Origin of the sequence: Mesorhizobium sp. WSM3860, from assembly GCF_002294995.1 — a bacterium.
In the GTDB taxonomy this organism is placed as follows: Bacteria; Pseudomonadota; Alphaproteobacteria; order Rhizobiales; family Rhizobiaceae; genus Mesorhizobium.
The window spans coordinates 279,797-302,248 of the sequence record NZ_NSGF01000004.1; the positions used below are offsets into that span (position 1 = coordinate 279,797).

The following is a 22,452-nucleotide window of genomic DNA, read 5'->3' on the forward strand; positions in this document are numbered from 1 at the left end:
AAGTCATGAAACCGTTGCCCGAAATCGAGCAGGCATCGACGCGGCCCGCCCTCGATGCGCGTCCGCTCGAAAAGCGCGTCGGGCTGATTGCTTTGGCCACCGATCATACCAGCGAGGTCGACTTCCGCCGCATGGTGGCGAGCGAGCGGATCGGCGTGTATGTCGCGCGCATCCCTTACGCCAATCCGACGACGCCCGAGAATTTGCGCAAGATGCAGCCCTCGCTGTCGGCGGGCGCGGCACTGATCCTGCCGGACGAGCCGCTCGATGCGGTCTGCTATTCCTGCACGTCTGCTTCGGTGGTGATCGGCGACGCTGAGATCGAGCAGGCGATCCAGGCGGCCAAGCCGAATGTTCCCGTGGTCACGCCGCCGATGGCTGGCGTACGCGGCCTCAACGCTTTTGGCGTGAAGCGGATCAGCATTCTCACGCCTTACACCGTCGAGACCAGCCGGCCGATGGCCGATTATTTCGGCGCGCACGGCTTCGACATCGAGAGCGTCACCTGCCTCGGCTTCGAGGACGACCGCGAGATGGCTCGTATCAAGCCGAGCGCTCTCGTTGAGCTGGCACGCAAAGTCACCCACGCCCAGGCCGACGCACTGTTCGTTTCGTGCACCGCGCTGCGTGCGGCGCTGGCCGTTCCAGGCATGGAGGAGGCAATCGGCCGCCCGGTCATCACCAGCAACCAGGCGAGCGCCTGGAACTGCCTGCGGCTTTGCGGCGACGCCATGGCGCGGCCGGAGTTTGGCCGGCTGATGACGAAGCCGTGGGCTCAGTGATCGAAATGTCAGTGATCGAAATGCCAGTCACGCTTGAGCAAATTCGCACCGCGCGGGAAAATATTGCCGGCAAGGTCGAGCGGACGCCGGCTATGCTGTCGCAAAGCCTCTCGGATCGCACGGGCCATCCCGTTCACCTCAAGCTGGAGCACCATCAGACAACCGGCGCGTTCAAGCTGCGCGGCGCGTCCAACGCGATCGCCGCGCTGAGCCCGGAGGAAAGATCGCGCGGCGTCGTAGCGGCGTCGACCGGCAATCACGGCCGCGCGCTCGGCTATGCGGCGAAGCTCGAGGGCATGCGCGCGGTCATCTGCATGTCCAAGTTGGTGCCCGAAAACAAGCTCGACGCCATCCGCCGGCTCGGGGCAGAGATCCGCATCGTCGGCAACAGCCAGGACGATGCCCAGCAGGAGGTCGACAGGCTGGTCGCGGAGGAGGGGCTCGTCATGCTGCCGCCCTTCGACCATCCCGACATCATCGCCGGGCAAGGCACGCTGGGGCTGGAGATCATGGAGCAGGTTCCGGAGGCAGTGGCCGTGATGGTGCCGCTCTCCGGCGGCGGATTGGCGGCCGGTGTTGCCGCGGCGGTCAAGGGTGTGAGCCCGGCCACCACGGTCATCGGCGTCTCGATGGCGCGCGGTGCTGCGATGAAGGTGAGCCTCGATGCCGGTCGCCCCGTGCAGGTCGAGGAATTGCCGACGCTTGCGGACTCGCTCGGCGGCGGCATCGGCCTCGACAACCGGCTGACCTTTGCCATGTGCCGTGGCCTGCTCGACGACGTCATCCTGCTCTCCGAGGACGAGATCGCCGCCGGCATCCGCCATGCCTATGAACAGGAGCGCGAGATCGTCGAAGGCGCAGGCGCCGTCGGCATCGGCGCGCTGCTTGCTGGGAAGGTCACTGCGAAAGGACCGGTGGTGGCCATCCTGTCTGGCCGCAACATCGACATGGCGCTGCACCGAAAGATCGTCTGTGGCGAGGTGCCGTTACGCACGGAGCGCGCCGCATGAAAATTCCTTTGCGCCGAGACCCTTCACACCCCCCTCTGTCCTGTCGGACATCTCCCCCGCAAGGGGGGAGATTGGCTGTGTCGATGCCGCCGCTTTTCTTGCGGCGCTCAAGATTGGCGAAGGCAGGGGTGAAGGCTGATCTCCCCCCTTGCGGGGGAGATGGCCGGCAGGCCAGAGGGGGGTGTGCCGGAACGCCTTCCTTCGCAACTGACACCTTTGCGGAGCGCCCCACATGAGCCGCATGACCATCCTCACCGAAACAGACCTGCGCAACATCGTGACGCTCGATCTCGATGCGGTCGCCTGCGTCGAGAACGCCTTTCGGGCTTTGGCGACAATGCCGGTGGCGATGCCGCCAATCTTGAGGCTCGACATTCCCGAGCATCGCGGCGAGGTCGACGTGAAGTCCGCCTACGTGCCCGGCATAGATGGCTTCGCCGTCAAGATAAGTTCCGGCTTCTTCGACAATCCGAAGCTCGGCCTGCCGAGCGGCGGCGGCATGATGGTGCTGCTTTCGGCCAAGACCGGTGTGGTCGAGGCGCTGCTGCTCGACAATGGCTATCTGACCGATCTCCGCACCGCCGCAGCCGGCGCGGTCGCGGCCAAGCATCTGTCGCGCGAAGACTCGACCGTAGCCGCGATCTTCGGCGCCGGTTTGCAGGCCGGTCTGCAATTGGAAGCGCTGCGCCTCGTCAGGCCGATCGCGGAGGCGCGCGTCTGGGCGCGCGACGCCGCCAAGGCCGAGGCGACTGCTGCTCGCTTGCGCGAGAGACTGGGCATCATGGTGCGTGCCGAGCCGGATGCGGCGAGGGCGGCAGCCGGCGCCGACATCATCGTCACCACCACGCCTTCGACCGAGCCGCTGATCAAAGCCGGGTTCGTCTCGGCCGGCCAGCACATCACGGCCATGGGCTCGGATGCCGAGCACAAGAACGAGATCGCGCCGGCGATCCTTCGCCTGGCAGATCTCTATGTCGCCGACAGCGCGAAGCAGACGCGGCGGTTGGGCGAGCTTCACCATGCCATCGAGGCAGGGGTGATGGCGGCCGACGCGGAAGTCACCGAACTCGGCCATGTCATCGCTGGGAAAAAGCACGGCCGACGCTCGGCCGGCGACATCACCATCGCCGATCTCACCGGTACCGGCGTGCAGGACACTGCGATCGCCACTTTAGCCCGCGACCGCGCGCGGGCTGCGAAGGCGGGAACGATTTTCGAGAGCTGAATATGGCCGCGAGGCCCAACAAACGAGGACCAAGAACAATGCAGCCTAATCTTAAATTCTCGCGAAGCGAATTTGCCGATCGCCTCGCCAACACGCGGAAAGCCATGGAGGCCAAGGGCGTCGACCTGCTGATCGTCAGCGATCCCTCCAACATGGCTTGGCTGACCGGCTATGACGGCTGGTCCTTCTATGTGCATCAGGCGGTCATCGTGCCGCCTTCGGGCGAGCCGGTCTGGTATGGCCGCGGCCAGGACGCCAACGGCGCCAAGCGCACCGCCTATCTCGCGCACGACAACATCATCGGCTACGCCGACCACTATGTGCAGTCGACCGAGCGGCACCCGATGGACTATCTCGCCAGCGTGCTTGCCGATCGCCGCTGGGACAAGCTGACCATCGGCGCCGAGATGGACAATTATTGGTTCTCGGCGGCTGCCTTCGCCTCGCTGCAGAAGCACCTGCCCAACGCCCGCTTCGTCGACGCCACCGCGCTGGTCAACTGGCAGCGCGCCGAGAAGAGCCCGACCGAGATCGACTACATGCGCAAGGCCGCCCGCATCGTCGAGGCCATGCATCAGCGCATCGTCGACAAGATCGAGGTCGGCATGCGCAAATGCGATCTGGTCGCCGAGATCTATGACGCCGGCACGCGCGGCGTCGAGGGTATCGGCGGCGACTATCCGGCGATCGTGCCGCTCTTGCCGTCGGGTGCCGACGCCTCGGCGCCGCATCTCACCTGGGACGACCAGCCGATGAAGGCGGGCGAGGGCACCTTCTTCGAGATCGCCGGCTGCTACAACCGCTACCACTGCCCGCTGTCGCGCACCGTCTTCCTCGGCAAGCCGACGCAAGCCTTCCTCGACGCCGAGAAGGCGACGCTCGAGGGCATGGAGGCGGGCCTTGCGGCCGCCAAACCGGGCAATGCCTGCGAGGACATCGCCAACGCCTTCTTCGCCGTGCTGAAGAAGTACGGCATCGTCAAGGACAACCGCACCGGCTACTCGATCGGTCTTTCCTATCCGCCGGACTGGGGCGAGCGCACCATGAGCCTGCGTCCCGGCGATCGTACCGAGCTCAAGCCCGGGATGACTTTCCATTTCATGACGGGTCTGTGGCTCGAGACGATGGGGCTTGAGATCACCGAATCGATCCTGATCACCGCGACCGGCGTCGAGTGCCTGGCCAATGTGCCGCGCAAGCTGTTCGTGAAGGATTGAGCCCGATGTCAGCTCTGCCTCCATCGCCGATCACGCCGACCGTCGACTTCGAGCGCGACGGTGTCCAGCACGGCTTCCTGCGCCTGCCATACAGCCGCGACGATTCCGCCTGGGGCTCGGTGACCATTCCGATCTGTGTCGTCCGCAACGGCAACGGGCAGACGGCGCTGCTTACCGGGGGAAATCACGGCGACGAATATGAAGGCCCGCTGGCGCTCTACGAACTCGCTCGCACGCTCGACCCGAAGGACGTCACCGGCACGGTGATCATCGTGCCGGCGATGAACTATCCGGCGTTCCGCGCCGGCAGCCGCACCTCGCCGATCGACAAGGGCAACATGAACCGCAGCTTTCCCGGCCGGCCGGACGGTACCGTGACGGAAAAGGTCGCCGACTATTTCCAGCGCAAATTGCTGCCGCGGGCGGACATCGTGTTCGACTTCCACTCCGGCGGAAAGACGCTGGACTTCGTGCCTTTCTGCGCGGCGCATACGCTGCCGGACAAGGAGCAGGAAAAGAAGGCCTTCGCCGCGGTCGAGGCTTTCTCGGCACCGTTCTCGGTGCGTATGACCGAGATCGACACCGTCGGCATGTATGACACCGCGGCCGAGCAGATGGGCAAGGTCTTCGTCACCACCGAGCTCGGCGGTGGCGGCACGGCCCGGGCCGAGACGGTGCGCATCGCCCGCCGCGGCATCCTCAATGTGCTGCGCCATGCCGGCATCGTTGATGGTGCGGTCGAGAAAACTCGAACTCAATGGCTCGACATGCCCTCGGGCGACTGCTTTGCGTTTGCCGAAGACGAGGGCATGATCGAGACCATGATCGACCTCGGCGAGAAGGTGGAGGAAGGCCAGGTCGTCGCGCGCATCCATTCGACCGGTCGCACCGGCACCGCGCCCCAGGAGATCAAGGCCAGGATGTCGGGACTCTTGGCCGCGCGTCATTTCCCCGGCCTTGTCAAGGCCGGCGATTGTGCCGCGGTGCTTGCCGTCGAGGTTGACTGAAGCGCGCCAGATAGAGGCGACGCGGTAACGCCGCCAAGGCAGCCTGCGTCACGGCTGGCATTCAATCGTGGAATTGGTAGGCGGCAATGGAGTCCAGCTTCATCTCGATCGAGAAGCCCGGCGCCGTCGGCGGCATGTAGGCCGCATTCTCGATGACGCAGGGCTCGAGGAAATGCTCGTGCAGGTGATCGACATATTCGATCACCCGGTCCTGCTTGGTGGCCGAGACCGCGATATAGTCGATCATCGACAGATGCTGGACATATTCGCATAGTCCGACGCCGCCGGCATGCGGCCAGACCGGCAGGCCGAACTTGGCGGCGATCAAAAGCACCGCCAGCACCTCGTTCAGGCCGCCCATGCGGCAGGAATCGATCTGCACGATATCGATCGCGCCGCCGGCGATGAACTGCTTGAACATGATGCGGTTCTGGCACATCTCGCCGGTCGCAACCTTGATCGGCGCCACCGCCTTGCGGATCTTGGCATGGCCGGCGACATCGTCCGGGCTGGTCGGCTCTTCGATGAAGAAGGGCTTGGCGAAGGCAAGATCGCCCAGCCAGTCGATCGCCTGGTCGACCTCCCAGACCTGGTTGGCGTCGATCATCAGGTAGCGATCCGGGCCGATCACCTCGCGGGCGATCCTGAGGCGGCGGATGTCGTCGGCGCGGTCGCGGCCGACCTTCAACTTGATGTGATTGAACCCTTCGTCGACGGCTTCCTGGCAGAGGCGCCGGAGCTTGTCGTCCGGATAGCCGAGCCAGCCGGCCGATGTGGTGTAGCAGGCATAGCCTTCGCGTTCGAGGGTGGCGATGCGCTCGGCCTTGCCGGCCTCGGCCTTCCTCAGGATCTCCAGCGCCTCGGCCGGCGTGATCGCGTCGGTGAGATAGCGGAAGTCGACGATGCGCACGATCTCTTCCGGGCTCATCTCGGCGACCAGCCGCCAGACCGGCTTGCCGGCTTCCTTGGCCCACAGGTCCCAGACTGCATTGACCACCGCACCGACGGCAAGGTGCATGGCGCCCTTGTCTGGACCGATCCAGCGCAATTGGCTGTCGCCGGTCACGTGATGCCAGAAGCGTCCGGGATCCTGCTTGACCCAGTCGAGGTCGAGGCCGACGACAAGATGGCGCAATGCCTCGATCGCCGCGCAGCAGATCTCGTTGCCGCGGCCGATGGTGAATGTGAGCCCGTGGCCGCTAAGCCCGTCGCTATCGGTGTCGAGGATGACGTAGGCGGCCGAATAATCGGGGTCCGGATTCATCGCATCCGAGCCGTCGAGACTCTGCGACGTCGGGAAGCGCAAATCGAAGACGCGAAGATCTCTAATGCGGGTCATGCTCGGTGCCTCATCAGATCGACCAGCCGCCGTCGATATTATAGGCCTGTCCGGTGGTATAGGTGGCGCCGGCGAGATAGACGGCAAGATCGGCGATCTCCTCCGCCGTGCCCAGCCTTCCCATCGGCTGGCGGGCGATGAACGCCGCGCGGGCGGCTTCATAGTCGCCCTGGGCGCGCATGCGGCCTTCGAGCGAGGGGCTCTCGACCGTACCGGGGCAGATCGCGTTGCAGCGGATGCCTTTACCGACATAGTCGGCGGCGATCGACTTGGTCAGCCCGATCACGGCCGCCTTGGTCACGCCATAGGCGAAGCGGTTCGGCACGCCTTTCGGCGCGCCGGCGACCGAGGACATGTTGATGATCGCCCCATCGCCGCGCTCCAGCATGCCGGGCAGCACAGCGCGGATGGTGCGGATCATGGCGCGCACATTGAGGTTGAAGGCGAAGTCGAGGTCCTCGTCCTTCATCTCGAGGATAGAGCCGGAGTGGACGAAGCCGGCGCAGTTGAACAGCACATCGACACGGCCGATTTCGGCGAAGGCGGCCTTCACGGCCTCGTCGTTCAGCACGTCGAGCCGGCGGCTCACGATGCCTTTCTGGCCGCCAAGCTCGGCCAGCGCCGCTTCGTTGATGTCGGTGGCGTGGACGATCGCGCCCGCCTTGGCGAAAGCCATCGCGCTAGCCCGTCCGATGCCTTGCGCAGCGGCTGTTACGACCACCACCTTGCCTGTGAGATCAGCCATGTTGCTTTTGTCTCCGTCGTTCAGCCGAGCCGGGGGCGCCGCTCGACGATATAGATGTGATCGGCAGCGAGTACGACTTCGTCGCGCTGGTTCAAAACCTCGACGCGTTCGATGACGCGCCCCGAGTCCGGCCGCTTCGGATCGCCTTCCTTCGCCGCAATCGTCGTGCGCGTGCGGATCGTGTCGCCGATGAAGACGGGCTTGATGAAACGCAGCCTGTCATAACCGTAGGAGAAGGCGACTGGGTTGATGACGCTCGCGGTCAGGCCGACGCCAACCGAGAACACCAGCGTGCCATGCGCGATGCGCTGGCCGAAGGGCGTCGTCTTCATGAACTCGGCGTCCATGTGGTGCGGAAAGAAATCGCCGGTGTGGCCGGCATGGACGACGAAGTCCGTCTCAGTGATGGTGCGGCCGCTGGTCAGCCGCGACGAGCCGATCTCGTAGTCCTCGAAATAGGTGACCTGTTCCATGCCGTTCCTTACGGTTTTGCGGTGATCGGCGTCGCCGGCGCGGCGCTTGAACGATAGGCGGCTTCCACCAGCGCCATGGTGTTCCAGGCATCTTCGACTGAACTGACCAGCTCTTTATCTTCCCCGGAGGCGAAGCGCTGCACATTGGCCATGCGCCCGACAAAGGCGTCGGGGAACCATTCGCCGGTGAGCGGCACCCCGACCCAATCGGAGCCACCTTTAGGGTAGATCTCCAGCACGTCGGGCTCGCCGCGCGGATAGTCGAGATTGAGGCCAAGCTTGACGTAGGCAGCGCCCTCGGTGCCGCAGATGCGGAACTCGCAGGCCTGGTGCCGCCGTCCGAACTTATGGTCGTGGTTGATCGAGAGCGCGCAGCGAACCGTGTCGCCATAGTCGAGGATGGCGCTGGTACGAGTCTGCGCGACCTTGTGACTGGGATGGCCGAGCGTCTTGGCATGCACGCCCTTCGGGTCGCCGAGCAGCTGCCGGATCAGGTCGAGATAGTGGATCGAATGCATGGCGATCTCGACACGCGGCGCCGTGAGGAGGAATTCCCAGAGCTGCCACGGCGTTGCGAGCGCCAGCAAGGCATCGAAGTCGACGACCTCGCCAAGCCAGCCCTTGGCGATCGCGTCCTTCAGCGCCAGCATCATCGGCGCGAAGCGAAGCTGGAAATTCACTGCAGCCTTGAGCTTCTTGGCGCGGCAGATTTCAAGGATCTCGGTTGCCTCGCCAAGGTAGTTGCCCATCGGCTTCTGGATCAATGCGACCGCGTCGTCGGGCAGAGCCTTGAGCACCTCGGCGTGCCGGCCGGGCGGCGTTGCGAGATCGAAGATCGCATCCTTGACGGCGGCCGCCTCGTCCACCGAGCCGAATGCCGTCACGCCCCATTGTTCGGCCAGTTTCCGAGCCTTGGCCTGGTCCGGATCGTAGAGACCCGCCACTGGAAAACCAGCCTTGCGGTAGGCCGGAAAGTGCGCGTCGCCGACGATCGAGCCGGCGCCAAAGGTGACGATCGGACGCGGCTTTGCAGGCCTTGGCCAGGACTGCGCCAGCGAGGCGGGATCGAAGGCATCAGTCATGGTGGAAGACTTCATCCATCGTCGCCCACCATTCGCCCTCCTGCCTGGTCGGCAAAGGCTCCTGGCACGGCATGCAGACGGCCCACCATTCCTGCGTCTTCGGGTCGGCGGCCATCTTGGCCATGTCGGCGGCATAATCGGTGCCGTGATACTCGAAATAGGAGAACAGCAGGTTCTCCGGCCGCTTGAGGTAAATCGAGTAGTTCCTGATGTTGCAGGCGGAGATCATCGTGAGCACGTCCGGCCAGACGGCGGCGTGCAGGCGCACATATTCCTCGACCTTCTCCGGCTTCAGGCCAAGCACCATGCCCATTCGCTGCATTCTCAGTTCCTCCGTTGCGTGACGGTGACGCTGAAATCGGCGATGCTCAGGGCCTTGATCGCATCGAAATCCCAGTCGATGCCGAGGCCCGGCTCGTCCGGCGCCAGCGCGTGGCCGTTTTCGATCACCATCTTCTTGCCCGTCAATTCATCCAGCTGCGGAATATATTCGACATATTTGCCGTTCGGCACCGCACAGGCGAGGCTGACATGCAGTTCCATCAGGAAATGCGGGCAGATCGGCATGTCGAAGGCTTCCGCCATATGCGCCACCTTCAGCCAGGGCGTGATGCCGCCGATGCGGCCGACATCGACCTGGACGATGTTGCATCCGCCCTTCTGCATATATTCGCGGAAATGGCGGATGGAATAGAGTGATTCCCCGACCGCCACCGGCGTCGCGGTCGAATTCGACAGCCGCACATGGCCGTCTACGTCGTCGGCCGGCAGCGGCTCCTCGATCCAGGCGAGATCGAGATCTCGCAGCCGCTCGGCGCGGCGGATGGCTTCGTCGACGGTAAAACCCTGGTTGCAGTCGGCCATGATCTCATAGCCGTCGCCGACGGCCTTGCGCACGGCCGACAACCGGGCGAAGTCCTCGGCGCCGTGCGGCTTGCCGATCTTGACCTTCGAGCCGGTGAAGCCTTTCGCCTTGGCGGCCAGCGCATCTCCGACAAGCGCTTCAGTCTCGATGTGCAGCCAGCCGCCTTCGGTGGTGTAAAGCCGGCAGCGGTCCTTGGCGCCGCCGGCGAGCTTCCAGAGCGGCAGCTTCTGCTTCTTCGCCCGAAGGTCCCAGAGCGCAGTGTCGATGGCGGCGAGCGCGATGGCCGTGATGGCGCCGATGGTGGTGGCGTGCGTGGCGAATTCGAGGTCGTGCCAGATCGCCTCGATCCGGTCACCATCCTCACCGATCAGGCGCGGCGCGAGGTGGTCGGCCAGAAGCCGCATCACCGAAGAGCCGCCGGTGCCGATCGTGTAGCTGTAGCCCATGCCGACCGCACCGTCGGCATCGGTGATGGTGACGATCGGCGTCTCCTGGCTGACAAAACTCTGGATGGCGTCGGTGCGCTTCACCTTCGGCACCAGATCGACCATTGCAAGCTCGACTTTCTCGATCTTCGCCATCGTCAGGGCCTCAAGGATTTGCCGGTTTCCGCGGAAAAGAGATGCGCCTGCGACAGGTCGAAGTGCATGGCGACGCGGTCGCCCGCCCTCAAGCGCCGGGGGTTCAGCATGCGCGAAACCCAGTCGCGGCGGTCGAACTCGGCGAACACCAGCGTCTCGTTGCCGAGCGGCTCGGTCACCGTCACCGGCAGCTCGATCTCGTGGACGTCAGCGGCATCGCCCGAATGCAGGCCGTGGCCCACGGGGTAGAGGTCATCGGGACGCAGGCCGAACACGACCTTGTCGCCGGCGTTCACCTTGGCCTTGAAGCGGCCGGGCAACGGCAGGCTCTGGCCGCCGGAAAAGACGATCTTGCCGCCGTCCACGATCGCCTCCTGCAGGTTCATCGGCGGCGAGCCGATGAAGCCCGCCACGAAGCGCGTCGCCGGCCGTTGGAAGACCTCGTCCGGCGTGCCGACCTGCTCGATGTTGCCGTCGCGCATGATGACGATGCGGTCGGCGAGCGTCATCGCCTCGACCTGGTCGTGGGTGACGTAGATGACCGTGGATTTCACCTTGGCGTGCAGCTTCTTGATCTCGGTGCGCATCTGGGTGCGGAGCTTGGCGTCAAGATTCGAGAGCGGCTCGTCGAACAGGAAGACGTCCGGATCGCGTACGATGGCGCGGCCCATGGCGACGCGCTGGCGCTGGCCGCCGGAAAGCTGGGAGGGGCGGCGCTCGAGCAGCGCATCGAGGCCGAGAATGGCCGAGGCCTCGGCGACGCGACGGTCCATCTCCTCTTTCGGCGCGCCGGCGATCTTCAGCGAGAAGCCGAGATTTTCGCGCACCGTCATATGCGGATAAAGCGCGTAGGATTGGAACACCATGGAGATGTTGCGCGAACGCGGCGGCAGGTCGTTGACGATGCGGTCGCCGATCTCGATCGTGCCGCCGGAGATGTCTTCCAGCCCGGCGATCATGCGCAGCGTGGTCGACTTGCCGCAGCCGGACGGCCCGACCAGCGCGATGAACTCGCGGTCGGCGACATCGAGGTCGATGGCGTGCACGATCTCCATGTTGCCGTAACGCTTGGTCAGTTTCTTGAGCGAGACAATCGCCATCGGATCAACCTTTCACCGCGCCGGAGGTAAGGCCGCCGACGAGGTGTTTCTGGACGATGAAGGTAAGCAGAAGCGCCGGAATGATCATCACCACGGCCAGCGCGCACATGCCGCGCCAGTCAATGGTGAATTCGGCCGTGTAGTCGAGCAGCCCAACGGGCAGCGTCTTGGAATTGATCGAGCGTGTCAGCTGCGAAGCGAGCGCGAACTCGTTCCAGGAGGTGAGGAAGGCAAAGATGCCGGCGGAGGCGATGCCTGGTCCGGCGAGCGGGAACTCGACCTGCCAGAAGGCCTGCCAGCGCGTGCAGCCGTCGATCTGCGCGGCCTCGGCGAGATCCTTTGGCACTTGGCGGAAGAAGCCGTCGATCAGCCAGATGGTGAAGGGCACGTTGAGCGCGACATAGGCGAGGATCAGGCCGAAATGCGTGTCGATGATGTCGAGCCGGGCGTAGACGAAAAACAGCGGCAGCGACAGCGCGATGCCGGGCACGGTGCGGGTCAGCATCAGGCCAAGGAACATCGCCGACTTGCCGCGGAAGCGGTAGCGCGCGAAGGCATAGCCGCCGGCCATGCCGATGGCGATGGCAATGACGGTCGAGGTCACCGAGATGATCAGCGAATTGCGGAAATAGTCGAGGACGGGAATGCCGCCCTTGCCGACACCGCTGAACATGGCGACGTAGGCATCGAGCGAGACCTGCTGCGGGATCCAGACCGGCGGCTTGGCGAGGATCTCGACCGTCGGCCGCAGCGAGGACAGCACGATCCAGATGCCGGGCAGGCAGATCAAAAGCATGGCGAGGAACAGGCCGATGCCGTGGGCGGCGACGCCCACGCGGCGCTTCAGGCGGGCGGATGCGTTGGCGTCCATTCTCACCACTCCGCGCCGATCTGGGTGCGGGCCGCGGCGAGCTTCTTAAAGAAATAGACGGTGAAGACGATCGACAGCAGGATCGAAAAATAGGCCATCGCATTGGCCACGCCCATGCGCGCGTCGCTGTATGCGGTGCGGGCGACCAGGGTCCACAACAGTTCCGTGCGGCCGGCCGGGCCGCCATCGGTCATGATCTTGACGATGTCGTAGGCGCGCGCAACGTCGAGCGAGCGGATGGTCATGGCGATATAGGCGAAGGGCATGATGAAGGGCCAGGTCACATAGCGGAAGGTTTGCCACGGCGTGCAGCCGTCGACACGCGCCGCCTCGACCGGCTCCTGCGGCATGGCGAGCAGGCCGGCGAGAATCAGGATCGCGAAGATCGAGGTCGACGACCAGATCTCGGCGATCGAAATGGCGATGAAGGCGAGATGGCCTTCGATCAGCCAGGGAATGGCGTCCTGCGTGATGCCCAGCGACTGCAGCGCGTTGTTCACCACGCCGATGTTGTCGTTGAACATGAACTTGAACTGGAAGCCGACGAGGATCGGCGAGAACATCATCGGGAACATCATGATGGTGCGCAGCAGCCGCTGGCCGCGGCTCGCCTTCTCGACCAGCAGCGCGAGGCCGAGCCCGAGCAGCATTTCGAGATTGAGCGCGATGGTGAGGAGGAGCACGGTGCGGCCGAAGGCCCACCAGAAATTCGCGTCGGACAGAATGTTGCGATAGTTGCGCAGGCCGATGAAGGTGAAGAAGGTTTCCGGCCGCGTCAGCCTGAACGGCGTGAAGCTCGAATAGAATGACAGGCAGAGCGGCACGACCACCACCGCCGCCAGAACGAGCACGGCCGGCAGCAGAAGAAGCGTTGGCGCGGAAAGCCGCTTGGCCGTCATGCAGTGTCCCAGAATAATTTGCACGGCCGGGGATTCCAAGCGCAGGGCGGCCGCTTCGGTCAAAGCGGCGCCGGTCGCGAAGACCGGCGCCGCTGGGAGGATAGTCCTTAGAGCTTGCCGGCGTCCTCGAGGATCTGCGTCGCCTTGGCGGCAGCGTCGTCGAGCGCCTGCTTGGAGGTCTTGTCGCCGAGAATGGCGGCCTGAAGTTCGGGATAGACCGCGTTGGAGATCTCGATCCATTCCGGCGTCTGCGGCACCGGGAAGGCGTTCTTGGCGGCTTCCTGGAAGGCCTGCAGCACTTCGGTTTTGTAAGGATCGGACTTCGCCTGCTCGAGGTCCCATTCCCACACCTTGGTGCGGGTGGGCAGCGGGCCGGCCGCGGCTTCCAGCTTCTGGCTGTCCTCGTTGGTCAGCCACCAGACGAGCGAGGCGGCAGCCTCCTTGTTGGCGCAGTTTTCGGTCACCGAGAAGCCATGCGCGCCGGACCAGCCGGAGCGCTTGCCGGACGAGCCCTTCGGCTGCACCTTGACGCCGACATTGCCGGCGACCTTGGACGACTTCGGGTCGTTGAAGAAGCCGGCCCAGCCCGGCCAGTCGAGGTTGATCGCCACCGTGCCGGACGCGAACCCCTGGCCGAGATCGTCCCACAAATAGTTGGTCGTGCCGGCGGGCACGGCCTTGGCCTTGTAGAGCTTGACGAACCAGTCGAGAGCCTTGACGCCGGCCTCGGAGTTGAAGGCCGGCTTACCGTCCTTGTCGAGATATTCGCCGCCGTCGGCGATCAGCATCTCGTAGAAGCGGCCGTTGATCGCCTCTTCCTTGCCGGCATATTGCGTGCCGTAGAAGTCGGGCGGGCTGGCGAAGAATACCGCCTGCTGGGCCATCTCGTCGAATGTGTCCGGTGGCACGAGATCCTCGCCGTACTTCTCCTTGTAGGCCTTCTTCTTGGCCTCGTCCTGGTAGAGGCTCTTCTGGTAGTAGAGCGCCGAGACGTCGAACTGCGCACGCGGCAGCATGACCAGTTTGCCGTCGAGCGTGCCGGCGGCGATGTTGGCCGGGACGAAGGCGTCGATCTCCTCCTTCGGCAGCAGCTTGGCGAGATCGGTGTAGATGCCCGGATATTGCGGCGCGAACGAGGTGTGGTTGGAGCCGACGCACCAGGTGATCGAGTTGGAGGCGATGTCCGACTTGATCTCCTTGTCGAGATCGAAGTGGTTCTTCTTGGAGATGACGTTGACCTTCGCGCCGGTCGCCTTCTCCCACTCGCCGATGCGCTCGTAGAGTTTTTCGTATTGCTGGCCGCCGATCAGCTTGGCGTCGATCGTGACGCCGGTGAACTTGCCCGGCAAGTCGGCCGCGAAGACCGCACCCGATGCCATGAGCAATGCGCCGGCGGCGACGCCGGAAAGCAGTTTGTTCATGAATATCCTCCCTGGAACGGCCGTTGGCCGTCGTGGCTGAAGCTCCATGCTTCATTCATATGCAAACAAATTATTCATAAGTCGTCAAGCCAAAACTTCTTCCCAGTGGACGGAGGGTTGCGTATATGAAGATCACAATTCACCAGAGGGCATCGGGTGCAGGACGACGAGGAAGACCGCTATCGCGCGCCGGCTCTGGACAAGGGGCTGGACATTCTGGAACTGCTCGCCAGCGTCGATGGCGGCCTGACCCAGGCCGAGATCGCCAAGCAGCTCGACCGCAGCCCGAACGAGTTTTACCGAATGCTCGACCGTCTGGTGAAACGCGGCTACGTCACCCGGCCAGACGGCGACCGCTATTCGCTGACGCTAAAGCTCTTCGGGCTTGGCCAGCTGCATGCGCCGGTGCGCAGGCTGGTGTCCTACGCCACCTCGATCATGCGCGAGCTGGCCGAGACCTCTTGGCAGGCAAACCAGCTCGTTGTGTTCGACCGCGGCAGCGCCGTGGTCATCGCCCAGCAGGAAGCCCCGCGATACTGGGGTATCTCGATCCGCGTCGGCTCGCATATCAGCCTGTTCGACACCGGCTCGGGACATGTGCTGCTGGCCTTCCGCTCGCCGGAAGAGCGCGAGATGATGATCGCCGAGCATTTGCGCAGCAACGAGGAGATGAAGTTGTCGCCCGACTTCTTCGCCCGCCTCGACCAGGTGCGCGATCGTGGCTACGAGATGATGGCTTCGCTGCAGACGGCCGGGGTCTACAATCTGTCGGCGCCGGTGCTCGGTCCCGACGGGCACGGCATCGCCGCGCTCACCATACCCTATATCACTCTGGTCAATGCGCCGGCAGCGCCCGATATCACCAGGACCATCACGCTGCTCCAGTCCGCCGCCGCCCGTCTGTCGCAACTCGCCGGATCGGATGTAAGGTCAAAGCAGTAATTCTTATTTGAATGATAAATTCTCCCGTGAGATGATCGATCCATGTTTGAAGCATCTCGTTTGAAAGCCGCTGCGCAATTCGGGCCACGTGCATAGCGCGACAAGGGAGGAAGCCATGATCGTCGACACCCACCTGCATCTCATCGACAAGGCGGCGCTGCGCTATCCCTGGCTGTCCGGCGTGCCGGCCCTCGACCGCGATTTTTCTCACGATGAATACGCCACCGAAGCGCGCCGTGCGGGTATAGAATTGGCGCTCCATATGGAGGTCGATGTCGACCCGGCCGATATCGAGGCCGAAACAGCCCACGTCGAAGGACTGTCGAAGAAGCGGGGCAGCCTGGTGCGGGGCGCGATCGTGTCGTGCCGGCCGGAAGAACCTGGCTTCGCCGCCTGGCTGGACAAGATGAAGGCCGATCCATTCGTCAAAGGATTCCGCCGCGTGCTGCATGTCATGCCCGACGACGTCTCCGAGGGCGCGCTGTTCCGCGAGAATATCAGGCGCATCGCCGGCAGCGGACTGACCTTCGATCTCTGCGTGCTGCCGAGCCAGATGAGCCAGGCGATCGCGCTGGTCGATCTGGCGCCAGACGTGCAATTCGTCCTCGATCATTGCGGTGTGCCCGACATCAAGGGCAAGGCCGAGCATCCCTGGCGCGAGCAGATCGCCGAGATCGCCCGGCGCCCCAATGTCGTCGGCAAGATCTCCGGCGTCGTCGCCTATGCCGATCCGGCGAGCTGGACCGCCGAGACGCTGCGGCCCTATGTCGAGCACACGATCGGCAGCTTCGGCTGGGATCGCGTGGTGTGGGGTAGCGACTGGCCGGTCTGCACGCTAGGCGGCGGGCTGCTCGGCTGGGTGGCGGCGACGCACGCGCTCCTTGCCGGCGTGGGCGAAACCGAGCGCGCCAAACTGCTCTCCGGCAACGCGAAGAAACTCTGGCGGCTGTGAGCTGGGCACCGCTGCGCGTTTGGGGGACAGGCACTAGCCGGCGACGGCCGACGCGAAACTCTCCCGGAGCAGGCGATTGATGTCGGCGACGACGCGGCGTGCGTCCTGCCGGCCGGCAAGGCCCTCGTTGAGGCGGTCGGACGCCGCCTGCTGAAACGCCATGTAGCCGTCGTGGCGCGGGCGCACCCAGGCGCCTTCCAGCGTCGCCCGCGTGCCGCGATAGAAGTCGCCCGTCGCGGCATTGACGGCTGCGTCCTCCCAGGCGGCGGCATGGCCGGGCTGGCCGCCCGCGGCGGCATAGGGACCGCGCTGCACGTCGCCGCTGGCGATCCAGTAGGCGAAGTCGATCGCTTCCTTGCCGGCAGCGGAAAAGGCCGATACGGCGATGCCCGTGCCGCCGAGCGCGGAGCCGACCGGGCCGTTGCCGCCCACAGTCGGCATGTCGCAAAAGAAGAGCCGGTTCGGCCGGAAGCCTGCAGTCGCATAAGGCACGTAGCCGTAGATCAGCGGCGCACAGGCGATGCGCGAGCCGGCCTCGGCCATCGTTTCGAACACCGCGATCGGATCCATCGTCAGGCACTCGGGATCGACAGCTGCTGCGATCTCACGCAGCATTTCGAAGACGGTCTCGCCAGTCTCGGGATCGAGCAGATCACCCGGGCCTTCGACGGCACATGGCCGGCCGAGATCGGCAGCTAGCGTGAAGAAGCACATCAGCGAGTGCGGCGGCCTGAGCGGCAAAAGCACGTGGCCCTGCTGGGCAAGTTCCAGCACTTCGGTCCAGATCTTCGGAGCGGCGTCTATCAAATCCGGCCGCCAGGCCTGCACCTGCGTTGCGGCATCGACCGGAAAGGCCCATTGCCGGCCTTGCCAGGTGTAGCTCGGATAGGATCGGCCGACGCTTGCCTTCGCCAGCGCTTCGCGCTCCGCCTCGCGACCGGGCACGTCAAGCGGGGCGAGGCACTTCTCGGCGGTGATCTGGCCGACATGCGGATGATCGATGACGATCAGGTCGTAGGCACGGGCGAGTTCTTCGACAGAGAAGGACTCGAAATCCTGCAGCGAGCGCTTTTCCCATTCGACGGAGACGCCGGTCTTTTCGTGCCACAGCCTGGAGCAGGCGACCATCGGATCGTAGCCGCGCGGATGGTTCCAGGTCATGCCCTTGAGTGTCGTCATAGGCCGAACTCCTTGCGGAGTTTTGCGCTGTGCTCGCCGACGCGCGGCGCCGCCTGCTCGACTTTGGCGCGCATGCCGTCGATCCTGAGCGGTGACCTCGTGGTGTCGATCGAAACACCGTCCTCGCGCGTCACGGTCTGCAGCAGGTCGAGCGCCTTGAAGCCGTCGCTTTCCAGCACCTCTTTCCAGTTCAGCACCTTTGCGCACCAGATGTCGGCGGGCTCGAGGATCGCCAGCCATTCGTCGACCGACTTCTGCGCGATGCGTTGCGCGATGATCGCCTTGATCTCGTCGCGCGCCGTGAACCAGGTCGCCGGCTGGTCGCGATAGGGCGCCAGCGCCTCGATCTCGAGCAGGTCGGCAAGCTTCGGGATCGGCGTCATGGCGATCGCCAGGAAACCGTCCTTGGCCGGATAGACGCCATAGGGCGCGGCCAGATAGGCGTGGGCGCTATGGAAGGACGAGCGGCGCGGCAGCCGCCGGCCGTCATTGAGATGCGTTGTCAGTACCTCGAACTGGAGGTCGATCAGCGCCTCGAACAGACTGGTCTCGACATGGCCGCCTGCGCCGGTGATGCCGCGCCGGACCAGTGCTGCAAGAATGCCTTGCGCGCAGGCCGCGCCCGCCAGCATGTCGGCGATCGCCAGGCCGAACGGCACCGGACCCTGATCTTCGTCGCCGTTCAGCCACATGACGCCGGAACGCGCCTGGGCAAGCAGGTCCTGGCCCGGACGCTTCACCCACGGGCCTTCCTCGCCATAGCCGCTGATCGAGGCATAGACCAGGCGCGGACTGAGCGCGCGCACCTGCTCGTAATCGAGGCCGAGCCGCTCGATGACGCCGGGGCGGAAGTTCTGGATCAGCACGTCGGCCCTGGCGAGCAGCCCGCGCAGCGCTTTCAAATCGTCCTCGTTCTTCAGGTCGACGGCAAAGCTTTCCTTGGCCCGGTTGATGGCGTGGAAGATGGTGGAATCACCGCCGATCTCGGTGTCGCTGAGATAGAGCCGGCGCGACAGGTCGCCACCATCGGGCCGCTCGATCTTGATGACGCGGGCACCGAGGTCGAGGAGCCTCAGCGAGCAGTAAGGCCCCGACAGGAACTGGCTCATGTCGACGACGACAAGGCCGGACAGCGGCAGGTCCGCGGCCATCATTGCTTCTCCGTCTTGCCGGCGAAGTCGGCCGGGTTCTTGTATTTTACCGTCTGCAGATGCTCGCAGTAGAGCACCAGATCGCCTTCGCCCTTGAACACTTCATAGCTGGCGCGGATCAGCCCCATGTCCTTGTAGCGGGGCTTCTTTTCCATGTTGGTGCGGATCGAATAGATGGTGTCGCCGATGAAGACCGGCTTGATGAAGCGGAGCTTGTCATAGCCGTAGGAAAAGGCATTGACGCAGTTGGTGGCGACTAAACCCAGCCCGGCCGAGAAAACGAACGCGCCCGCAACGAGGCGCTTGCCGAAGATACCTTCGCGCTCGGCGAACATCTGGTCCTGCACGTAAGGGTGGATGTCGAGCACCAGGGTGTTGAAGAGATGACTGTCGCCTTCGGCCATGGTGCGCCGGAGCGAGCGGATTTTCTGGCCGACCGGCCAATCCTCATAGAACCAGTTTTCGGCGTTCCATACCGGCAGCAAGGCGTGATCAGCCGGCATGTCGGGAGGGCAGGTCGAAGCGACGCCGACGGTGGGCGGGAAGCTGGTCATTGCTCTGTTGGTTCCACTGCCGGAGAATAGGCCCCCCGCCCCGGCAAGGCCGGAGCTGGACGCGATCGACCCTCCCAATCTTCTTTCATAAATACTATATTCACATATGAGATTGCGACACAAGCGGGTCGGGCAGAAATTTTGCCCGTTGGCAGAACGGGCTCGCCGGCAGCGTGAAGCATAGCGAGCGCTTCGGCGGTTCCTCGCGGCCGAGTGCATCTGCGCTCCAGCGCCAGGGTCGCGGCGGGTGACGGTGTAATTCGTTGATAATCGATCGCCTCCGGGAGCCTGACATTCACCGAGATGGTGCTGTTCGGCTCCTGAAGGAATTGCGGAGAAGGCTCAATCAGACCGGCAAACCAGCTCTTGCCGACGCGGCCACGCGCCAGCGTGTTCCCAGCGAGACGCCCACGAGCAGCAGACAGAAGGCGAGGGCAAGAGGGGAGTAGAACGCCTCCTCCTGCAATACGGCATTGGCCGATATGGTGACGATGCCGACAAAGCCGAACAGGAAATCCGGATCGCCGGTTCGGATAAGCTGCCGTCGCAATGCCACGGCCAGCGCCGCCAGGAAGCCGAAGAAGACGAGGCTCCCCACGCCCATCTGGTAAAGCATGACGCCGACCGCGCTCTCGACCGGTACGGAGGCGGCGCCTTCGGCCTGGGCGGTTTGCCAGTTGAGATTGATGCTGGTGCTCGACAGGTTGCCGCCGAGGCCCAAGCCCTGGCCTAGCGGATCGGCCAGGAAATCGCGCATGCCGGCAATCAGACCGAGGACGTGATAGTCGCCATGCGTGGCGCCATAGCCGATCGCCGCCGTCGTCCAGACCACGGCCAGGGCCATCGCGGCCATGAGCGCCAGACCGGCGCGGGAGGGGCTGTAGATCAGCCGCACGGCAATTGCGACGAAAAGCATGAAGGTCGCGCCCTTGGAGCCGATGACGAGCAGCAGCGGCAGAGCCGCGAGAGGCAGCACCCATCGGCCTTTGAAGAGGAGCCAGGCCGAAATGATGCTCAAGGCGTAAGCATAGCTGATCGGATGGAAGTTCGGGCCGCCGATGCGGAAGACGCTTGGCAGGATGTCGTTGAACAGCGGCGTGTTGAAGAAGGTCGTGGTCATCACGTCCTCGATCCCGCGGTAGACGAAACCGGTTTCCTGGAGTGCTTTTTCCCACACGCCGGTCTCGACCTGCCGCGATATGCTGCGCTCGACATATTGGTCGCCGTGGAAGAGACCGAGGAAATCCATGGTGAAGGTCAGTTCCGCGTAGCCATAGATGATCGCGCCGGCGCCGAGCCAGAGCATGCTCTTGCGCAGATCGACGGGATAAAGGCTGGCAGCCAGGACCGCGACGTGGAAGCAGGCGAGCGGCGTGATCGTGTTGCGAAAATAGACGACCGCGTCCTTGGGGCCGCCATGCACGACGCCGAGAGCGAAATAGAAACAAATCGTTCCGCACAGGACCATGCTCAGCAGCAGCCACGGTCGCAACTCGGTCAAAGCGCGGACGCGGTCCTGAAATGAGGCGGCCAGGAAAATGCCGAACGCGGTCATCAGGATGATGAAATTCGTGCCGCGCAGCGCGTCGAACGTGTCGTTGTCGGGAATGTAGGGGGTGAACCAGGCGACCACGAGGTTCTGGAAGAGAAAGGCGCAGATGATCAGCACCGGAACGCCCGAAGGCATCGCGTTCGAAACGATCAGCGTCAGCACGAAGGTCGCGCCAATCCCGAACGGCGTCCACACGGCAAATGCGGAGACGGCGAGCGCAACGACAAGCAGGGCCGTGCCGACATGCAGCAAGGTTTCGGGCGTATCCCTGCCGCCCGGCAATCCCAGTCCTACGGGCGAAGAGACCTGCGTCGTGCTCATCGCTGATCCACTCCGCCCGTCGCTTGTCCCAGCAAGCGTAGATGGCGCCTGTCGTCCATTTCCGGCTTAACCTCCAAGGAGCGCGGCAATCATCGAGCCGTCGAATCCTTCGACGCTCTGCCTGCTCCTGATGAAGCCGAAACCCTGATCGAGCTCCCAATAGGTCCATGCCACATGGTGCGCTTCAGCCGCCTTGCGCACGGCGCGTACCCAGGAGGCGCGGCTTTCGGCATCCACGCAGAAATTGAGCACACCGAATTCGTTCAGCATGACCGGGCAGCCATTGGTCGTGGACCAGCGCGCCAGATCGGCAAAATCCTGGGCGATCCGCGCCCCCGTCCAAGGCGCCGACAATTCCTCTTCAACGAGGTTGGCGGCTTCCTCGTCGCCGGCCGACCGCAGTCTGGAGATAAGCCGGCTCGCCTGGGCCATTTCCTTGCTTATGGGAAAGGGCAAGTCCGCGATGCGGGCGAGCGGCGAGGCATCCCAGTTCTCGCACTGGTGGGTAAAGGCCATGGGGGCGTAATAGTGAACGGCGGCAATCTGGTTGTCGTCGGCGAGCGGCGGCGTGCCGGCGATTTCCCAGATCCCCTGAAACCGTGACGGTCCCCAGACCAGCGTGTGGCGCGGACATTTCGCCCGCAGCGCTGCGGCGATCCGTTCCCGCAGCGCCAGCCAGGCGCTCCGTTCCATGGGTGGCTCGTTCAGCAGCTCGGGATAGACCCACTCCGCAGGCAGGTCGGCAACGACGACACGCAACGCCATCCAGGCCTGAAGCACTCGTCCCGCAGCCACCTCGGGATCGTTTCGAAAAGCCGCTACGAGCTCGCCAGAAGGATGCATGTCGAGAAGGACCGAAAAGCCCAGCCCGACAAGATCCCTGATCCCGTTCTGGATGCGGCGAAGCGTTGCCGGGTCGCCGCTGGAGACGAGATCGCCGTTGACCGGCAGCCGGATCGTTTCGAAGCCTGATTGGCGAAGCTTCTCAAGCGTGGCAGTGGCGGGAGCAAGCCCATCGTTTCGGTCGAGCCATCCGGGAAGGTTGAAGCCGCGCGATGGAACGTGGCCGGCCGTCGCCAGCGCAGCGGATTGTGGCAGAGGGGAAGCGGCGAAAACGGCTCCGGCGGCAAAGGCCAGCGCCTGTCGCCTCGATACCTTGGGCGGCGATGTCATCGATGCACCGC

The 22,452-nt window shown here is 64.3% G+C and carries 22 protein-coding genes; 7 read left to right on the top strand and 15 right to left on the bottom strand.

Annotation, left to right across the window (positions count from 1 at the left end; genetic code table 11):
- Nucleotides 1-5 precede the first annotated feature (5 nt).
- The 5 genes from eutA to doeB all read left to right on the top strand — a co-directional run bounded on the left by eutA (nucleotide 6) and on the right by doeB (nucleotide 5,241).
- On the top strand, nucleotides 6-782 hold the full coding sequence (eutA, locus tag CK220_RS10195) for an ectoine utilization protein EutA (protein WP_095811492.1): 777 nt from the start codon (nucleotides 6-8) through the stop codon (nucleotides 780-782).
- A gap of 20 nt (nucleotides 783-802) precedes the next feature.
- Nucleotides 803-1,792, top strand: coding sequence for a hydroxyectoine utilization dehydratase EutB (gene eutB, locus CK220_RS10200; RefSeq protein WP_245429088.1), 990 nt, complete (start codon nucleotides 803-805; stop codon nucleotides 1,790-1,792).
- A 232-nt stretch (nucleotides 1,793-2,024) separates the two neighbouring features.
- Nucleotides 2,025-3,017 carry a cyclodeaminase gene (locus tag CK220_RS10210; RefSeq protein WP_095811399.1) on the top strand — a complete coding sequence of 331 codons (993 nt, stop codon included), beginning with the start codon at nucleotides 2,025-2,027 and terminating at the stop codon, nucleotides 3,015-3,017.
- Nucleotides 3,018-3,055: 38 nt separating this feature from the next.
- A complete protein-coding gene (doeA, locus tag CK220_RS10215; RefSeq protein ID WP_095811400.1) occupies nucleotides 3,056-4,234 on the top strand; it encodes an ectoine hydrolase DoeA in 1,179 nt (392 codons plus the stop codon).
- Nucleotides 4,235-4,239: 5 nt separating this feature from the next.
- On the top strand, nucleotides 4,240-5,241 hold the full coding sequence (gene doeB, locus CK220_RS10220) for a N(2)-acetyl-L-2,4-diaminobutanoate deacetylase DoeB (protein ID WP_095811401.1): 1,002 nt from the start codon (nucleotides 4,240-4,242) through the stop codon (nucleotides 5,239-5,241).
- Nucleotides 5,242-5,302: 61 nt separating this feature from the next.
- Here doeB and CK220_RS10225 read toward each other — a convergent pair whose 3' ends face one another.
- From CK220_RS10225 to CK220_RS10270, 10 genes are all read right to left on the bottom strand, one after another.
- On the bottom strand, nucleotides 5,303-6,580 hold the full coding sequence (locus CK220_RS10225; protein WP_095811402.1) for an L-fuconate dehydratase: 1,278 nt from the start codon (nucleotides 6,578-6,580) through the stop codon (nucleotides 5,303-5,305).
- A 13-nt stretch (nucleotides 6,581-6,593) separates the two neighbouring features.
- On the bottom strand, nucleotides 6,594-7,325 hold the full coding sequence (locus CK220_RS10230; protein WP_095811403.1) for an SDR family oxidoreductase: 732 nt from the start codon (nucleotides 7,323-7,325) through the stop codon (nucleotides 6,594-6,596).
- Between the two features lie 20 nt (nucleotides 7,326-7,345).
- Nucleotides 7,346-7,798: a MaoC/PaaZ C-terminal domain-containing protein gene (locus CK220_RS10235; protein WP_095811404.1), complete on the bottom strand. Its 453-nt coding sequence runs from the start codon at nucleotides 7,796-7,798 to the stop codon at nucleotides 7,346-7,348.
- An 8-nt stretch (nucleotides 7,799-7,806) separates the two neighbouring features.
- Nucleotides 7,807-8,880, bottom strand: a complete 1,074-nt coding sequence (locus CK220_RS10240) for a Gfo/Idh/MocA family oxidoreductase (protein WP_095811405.1) — start codon at nucleotides 8,878-8,880, stop codon at nucleotides 7,807-7,809.
- Complete coding sequence (locus tag CK220_RS10245) at nucleotides 8,873-9,202, bottom strand: L-rhamnose mutarotase (RefSeq protein ID WP_095811406.1); 330 nt, start codon at nucleotides 9,200-9,202, stop codon at nucleotides 8,873-8,875. Before CK220_RS10245 ends, CK220_RS10240 begins: the two co-directional genes overlap by 8 nt.
- Nucleotides 9,203-9,204: 2 nt before the next feature.
- A complete protein-coding gene (locus CK220_RS10250; protein WP_095811407.1) occupies nucleotides 9,205-10,326 on the bottom strand; it encodes a mandelate racemase/muconate lactonizing enzyme family protein in 1,122 nt (373 codons plus the stop codon).
- 2 nt (nucleotides 10,327-10,328) lie between these two features.
- Nucleotides 10,329-11,426: a sn-glycerol-3-phosphate ABC transporter ATP-binding protein UgpC gene (gene ugpC / locus CK220_RS10255; RefSeq protein ID WP_095811408.1), complete on the bottom strand. Its 1,098-nt coding sequence runs from the start codon at nucleotides 11,424-11,426 to the stop codon at nucleotides 10,329-10,331.
- 4 nt (nucleotides 11,427-11,430) lie between these two features.
- Nucleotides 11,431-12,297, bottom strand: a complete 867-nt coding sequence (locus CK220_RS10260) for a carbohydrate ABC transporter permease (RefSeq protein WP_095811409.1) — start codon at nucleotides 12,295-12,297, stop codon at nucleotides 11,431-11,433.
- 2 nt (nucleotides 12,298-12,299) lie between these two features.
- A complete protein-coding gene (locus CK220_RS10265; RefSeq protein WP_095811410.1) occupies nucleotides 12,300-13,196 on the bottom strand; it encodes a sugar ABC transporter permease in 897 nt (298 codons plus the stop codon).
- 107 nt (nucleotides 13,197-13,303) lie between these two features.
- Nucleotides 13,304-14,617: an extracellular solute-binding protein gene (locus CK220_RS10270; RefSeq protein ID WP_095811411.1), complete on the bottom strand. Its 1,314-nt coding sequence runs from the start codon at nucleotides 14,615-14,617 to the stop codon at nucleotides 13,304-13,306.
- Between the two features lie 156 nt (nucleotides 14,618-14,773).
- Between CK220_RS10270 and CK220_RS10275 the strand changes: the two genes are divergently transcribed.
- Both CK220_RS10275 and CK220_RS10280 read left to right on the top strand, forming a co-directional pair.
- Nucleotides 14,774-15,559 (top strand): IclR family transcriptional regulator, encoded by a 786-nt coding sequence (locus CK220_RS10275; protein ID WP_095811412.1) that lies wholly within the window; start codon nucleotides 14,774-14,776, stop codon nucleotides 15,557-15,559.
- A 115-nt stretch (nucleotides 15,560-15,674) separates the two neighbouring features.
- Complete coding sequence (locus CK220_RS10280; protein ID WP_095811413.1) at nucleotides 15,675-16,511, top strand: amidohydrolase; 837 nt, start codon at nucleotides 15,675-15,677, stop codon at nucleotides 16,509-16,511.
- A gap of 33 nt (nucleotides 16,512-16,544) precedes the next feature.
- Here CK220_RS10280 and CK220_RS10285 read toward each other — a convergent pair whose 3' ends face one another.
- From CK220_RS10285 to CK220_RS10305, 5 genes are all read right to left on the bottom strand, one after another.
- Nucleotides 16,545-17,690: an extracellular solute-binding protein gene (locus tag CK220_RS10285; protein ID WP_095811414.1), complete on the bottom strand. Its 1,146-nt coding sequence runs from the start codon at nucleotides 17,688-17,690 to the stop codon at nucleotides 16,545-16,547.
- Nucleotides 17,687-18,844 (bottom strand): CaiB/BaiF CoA-transferase family protein, encoded by a 1,158-nt coding sequence (locus CK220_RS10290; protein WP_095811415.1) that lies wholly within the window; start codon nucleotides 18,842-18,844, stop codon nucleotides 17,687-17,689. Before CK220_RS10290 ends, CK220_RS10285 begins: the two co-directional genes overlap by 4 nt.
- Nucleotides 18,841-19,395, bottom strand: coding sequence for a MaoC family dehydratase (locus tag CK220_RS10295; RefSeq protein ID WP_095811416.1), 555 nt, complete (start codon nucleotides 19,393-19,395; stop codon nucleotides 18,841-18,843). Before CK220_RS10295 ends, CK220_RS10290 begins: the two co-directional genes overlap by 4 nt.
- Nucleotides 19,396-19,741: 346 nt before the next feature.
- Nucleotides 19,742-21,268 carry a hypothetical protein gene (locus CK220_RS10300; protein WP_245429075.1) on the bottom strand — a complete coding sequence of 509 codons (1,527 nt, stop codon included), beginning with the start codon at nucleotides 21,266-21,268 and terminating at the stop codon, nucleotides 19,742-19,744.
- Between the two features lie 66 nt (nucleotides 21,269-21,334).
- The gene (locus CK220_RS10305; protein WP_095811417.1) at nucleotides 21,335-22,441 is read right to left on the bottom strand and encodes a cellulase family glycosylhydrolase; all 1,107 of its coding nucleotides are present in this window, start codon (nucleotides 22,439-22,441) and stop codon (nucleotides 21,335-21,337) included.
- Between the last annotated feature and the right edge of the window lie 11 nt (nucleotides 22,442-22,452).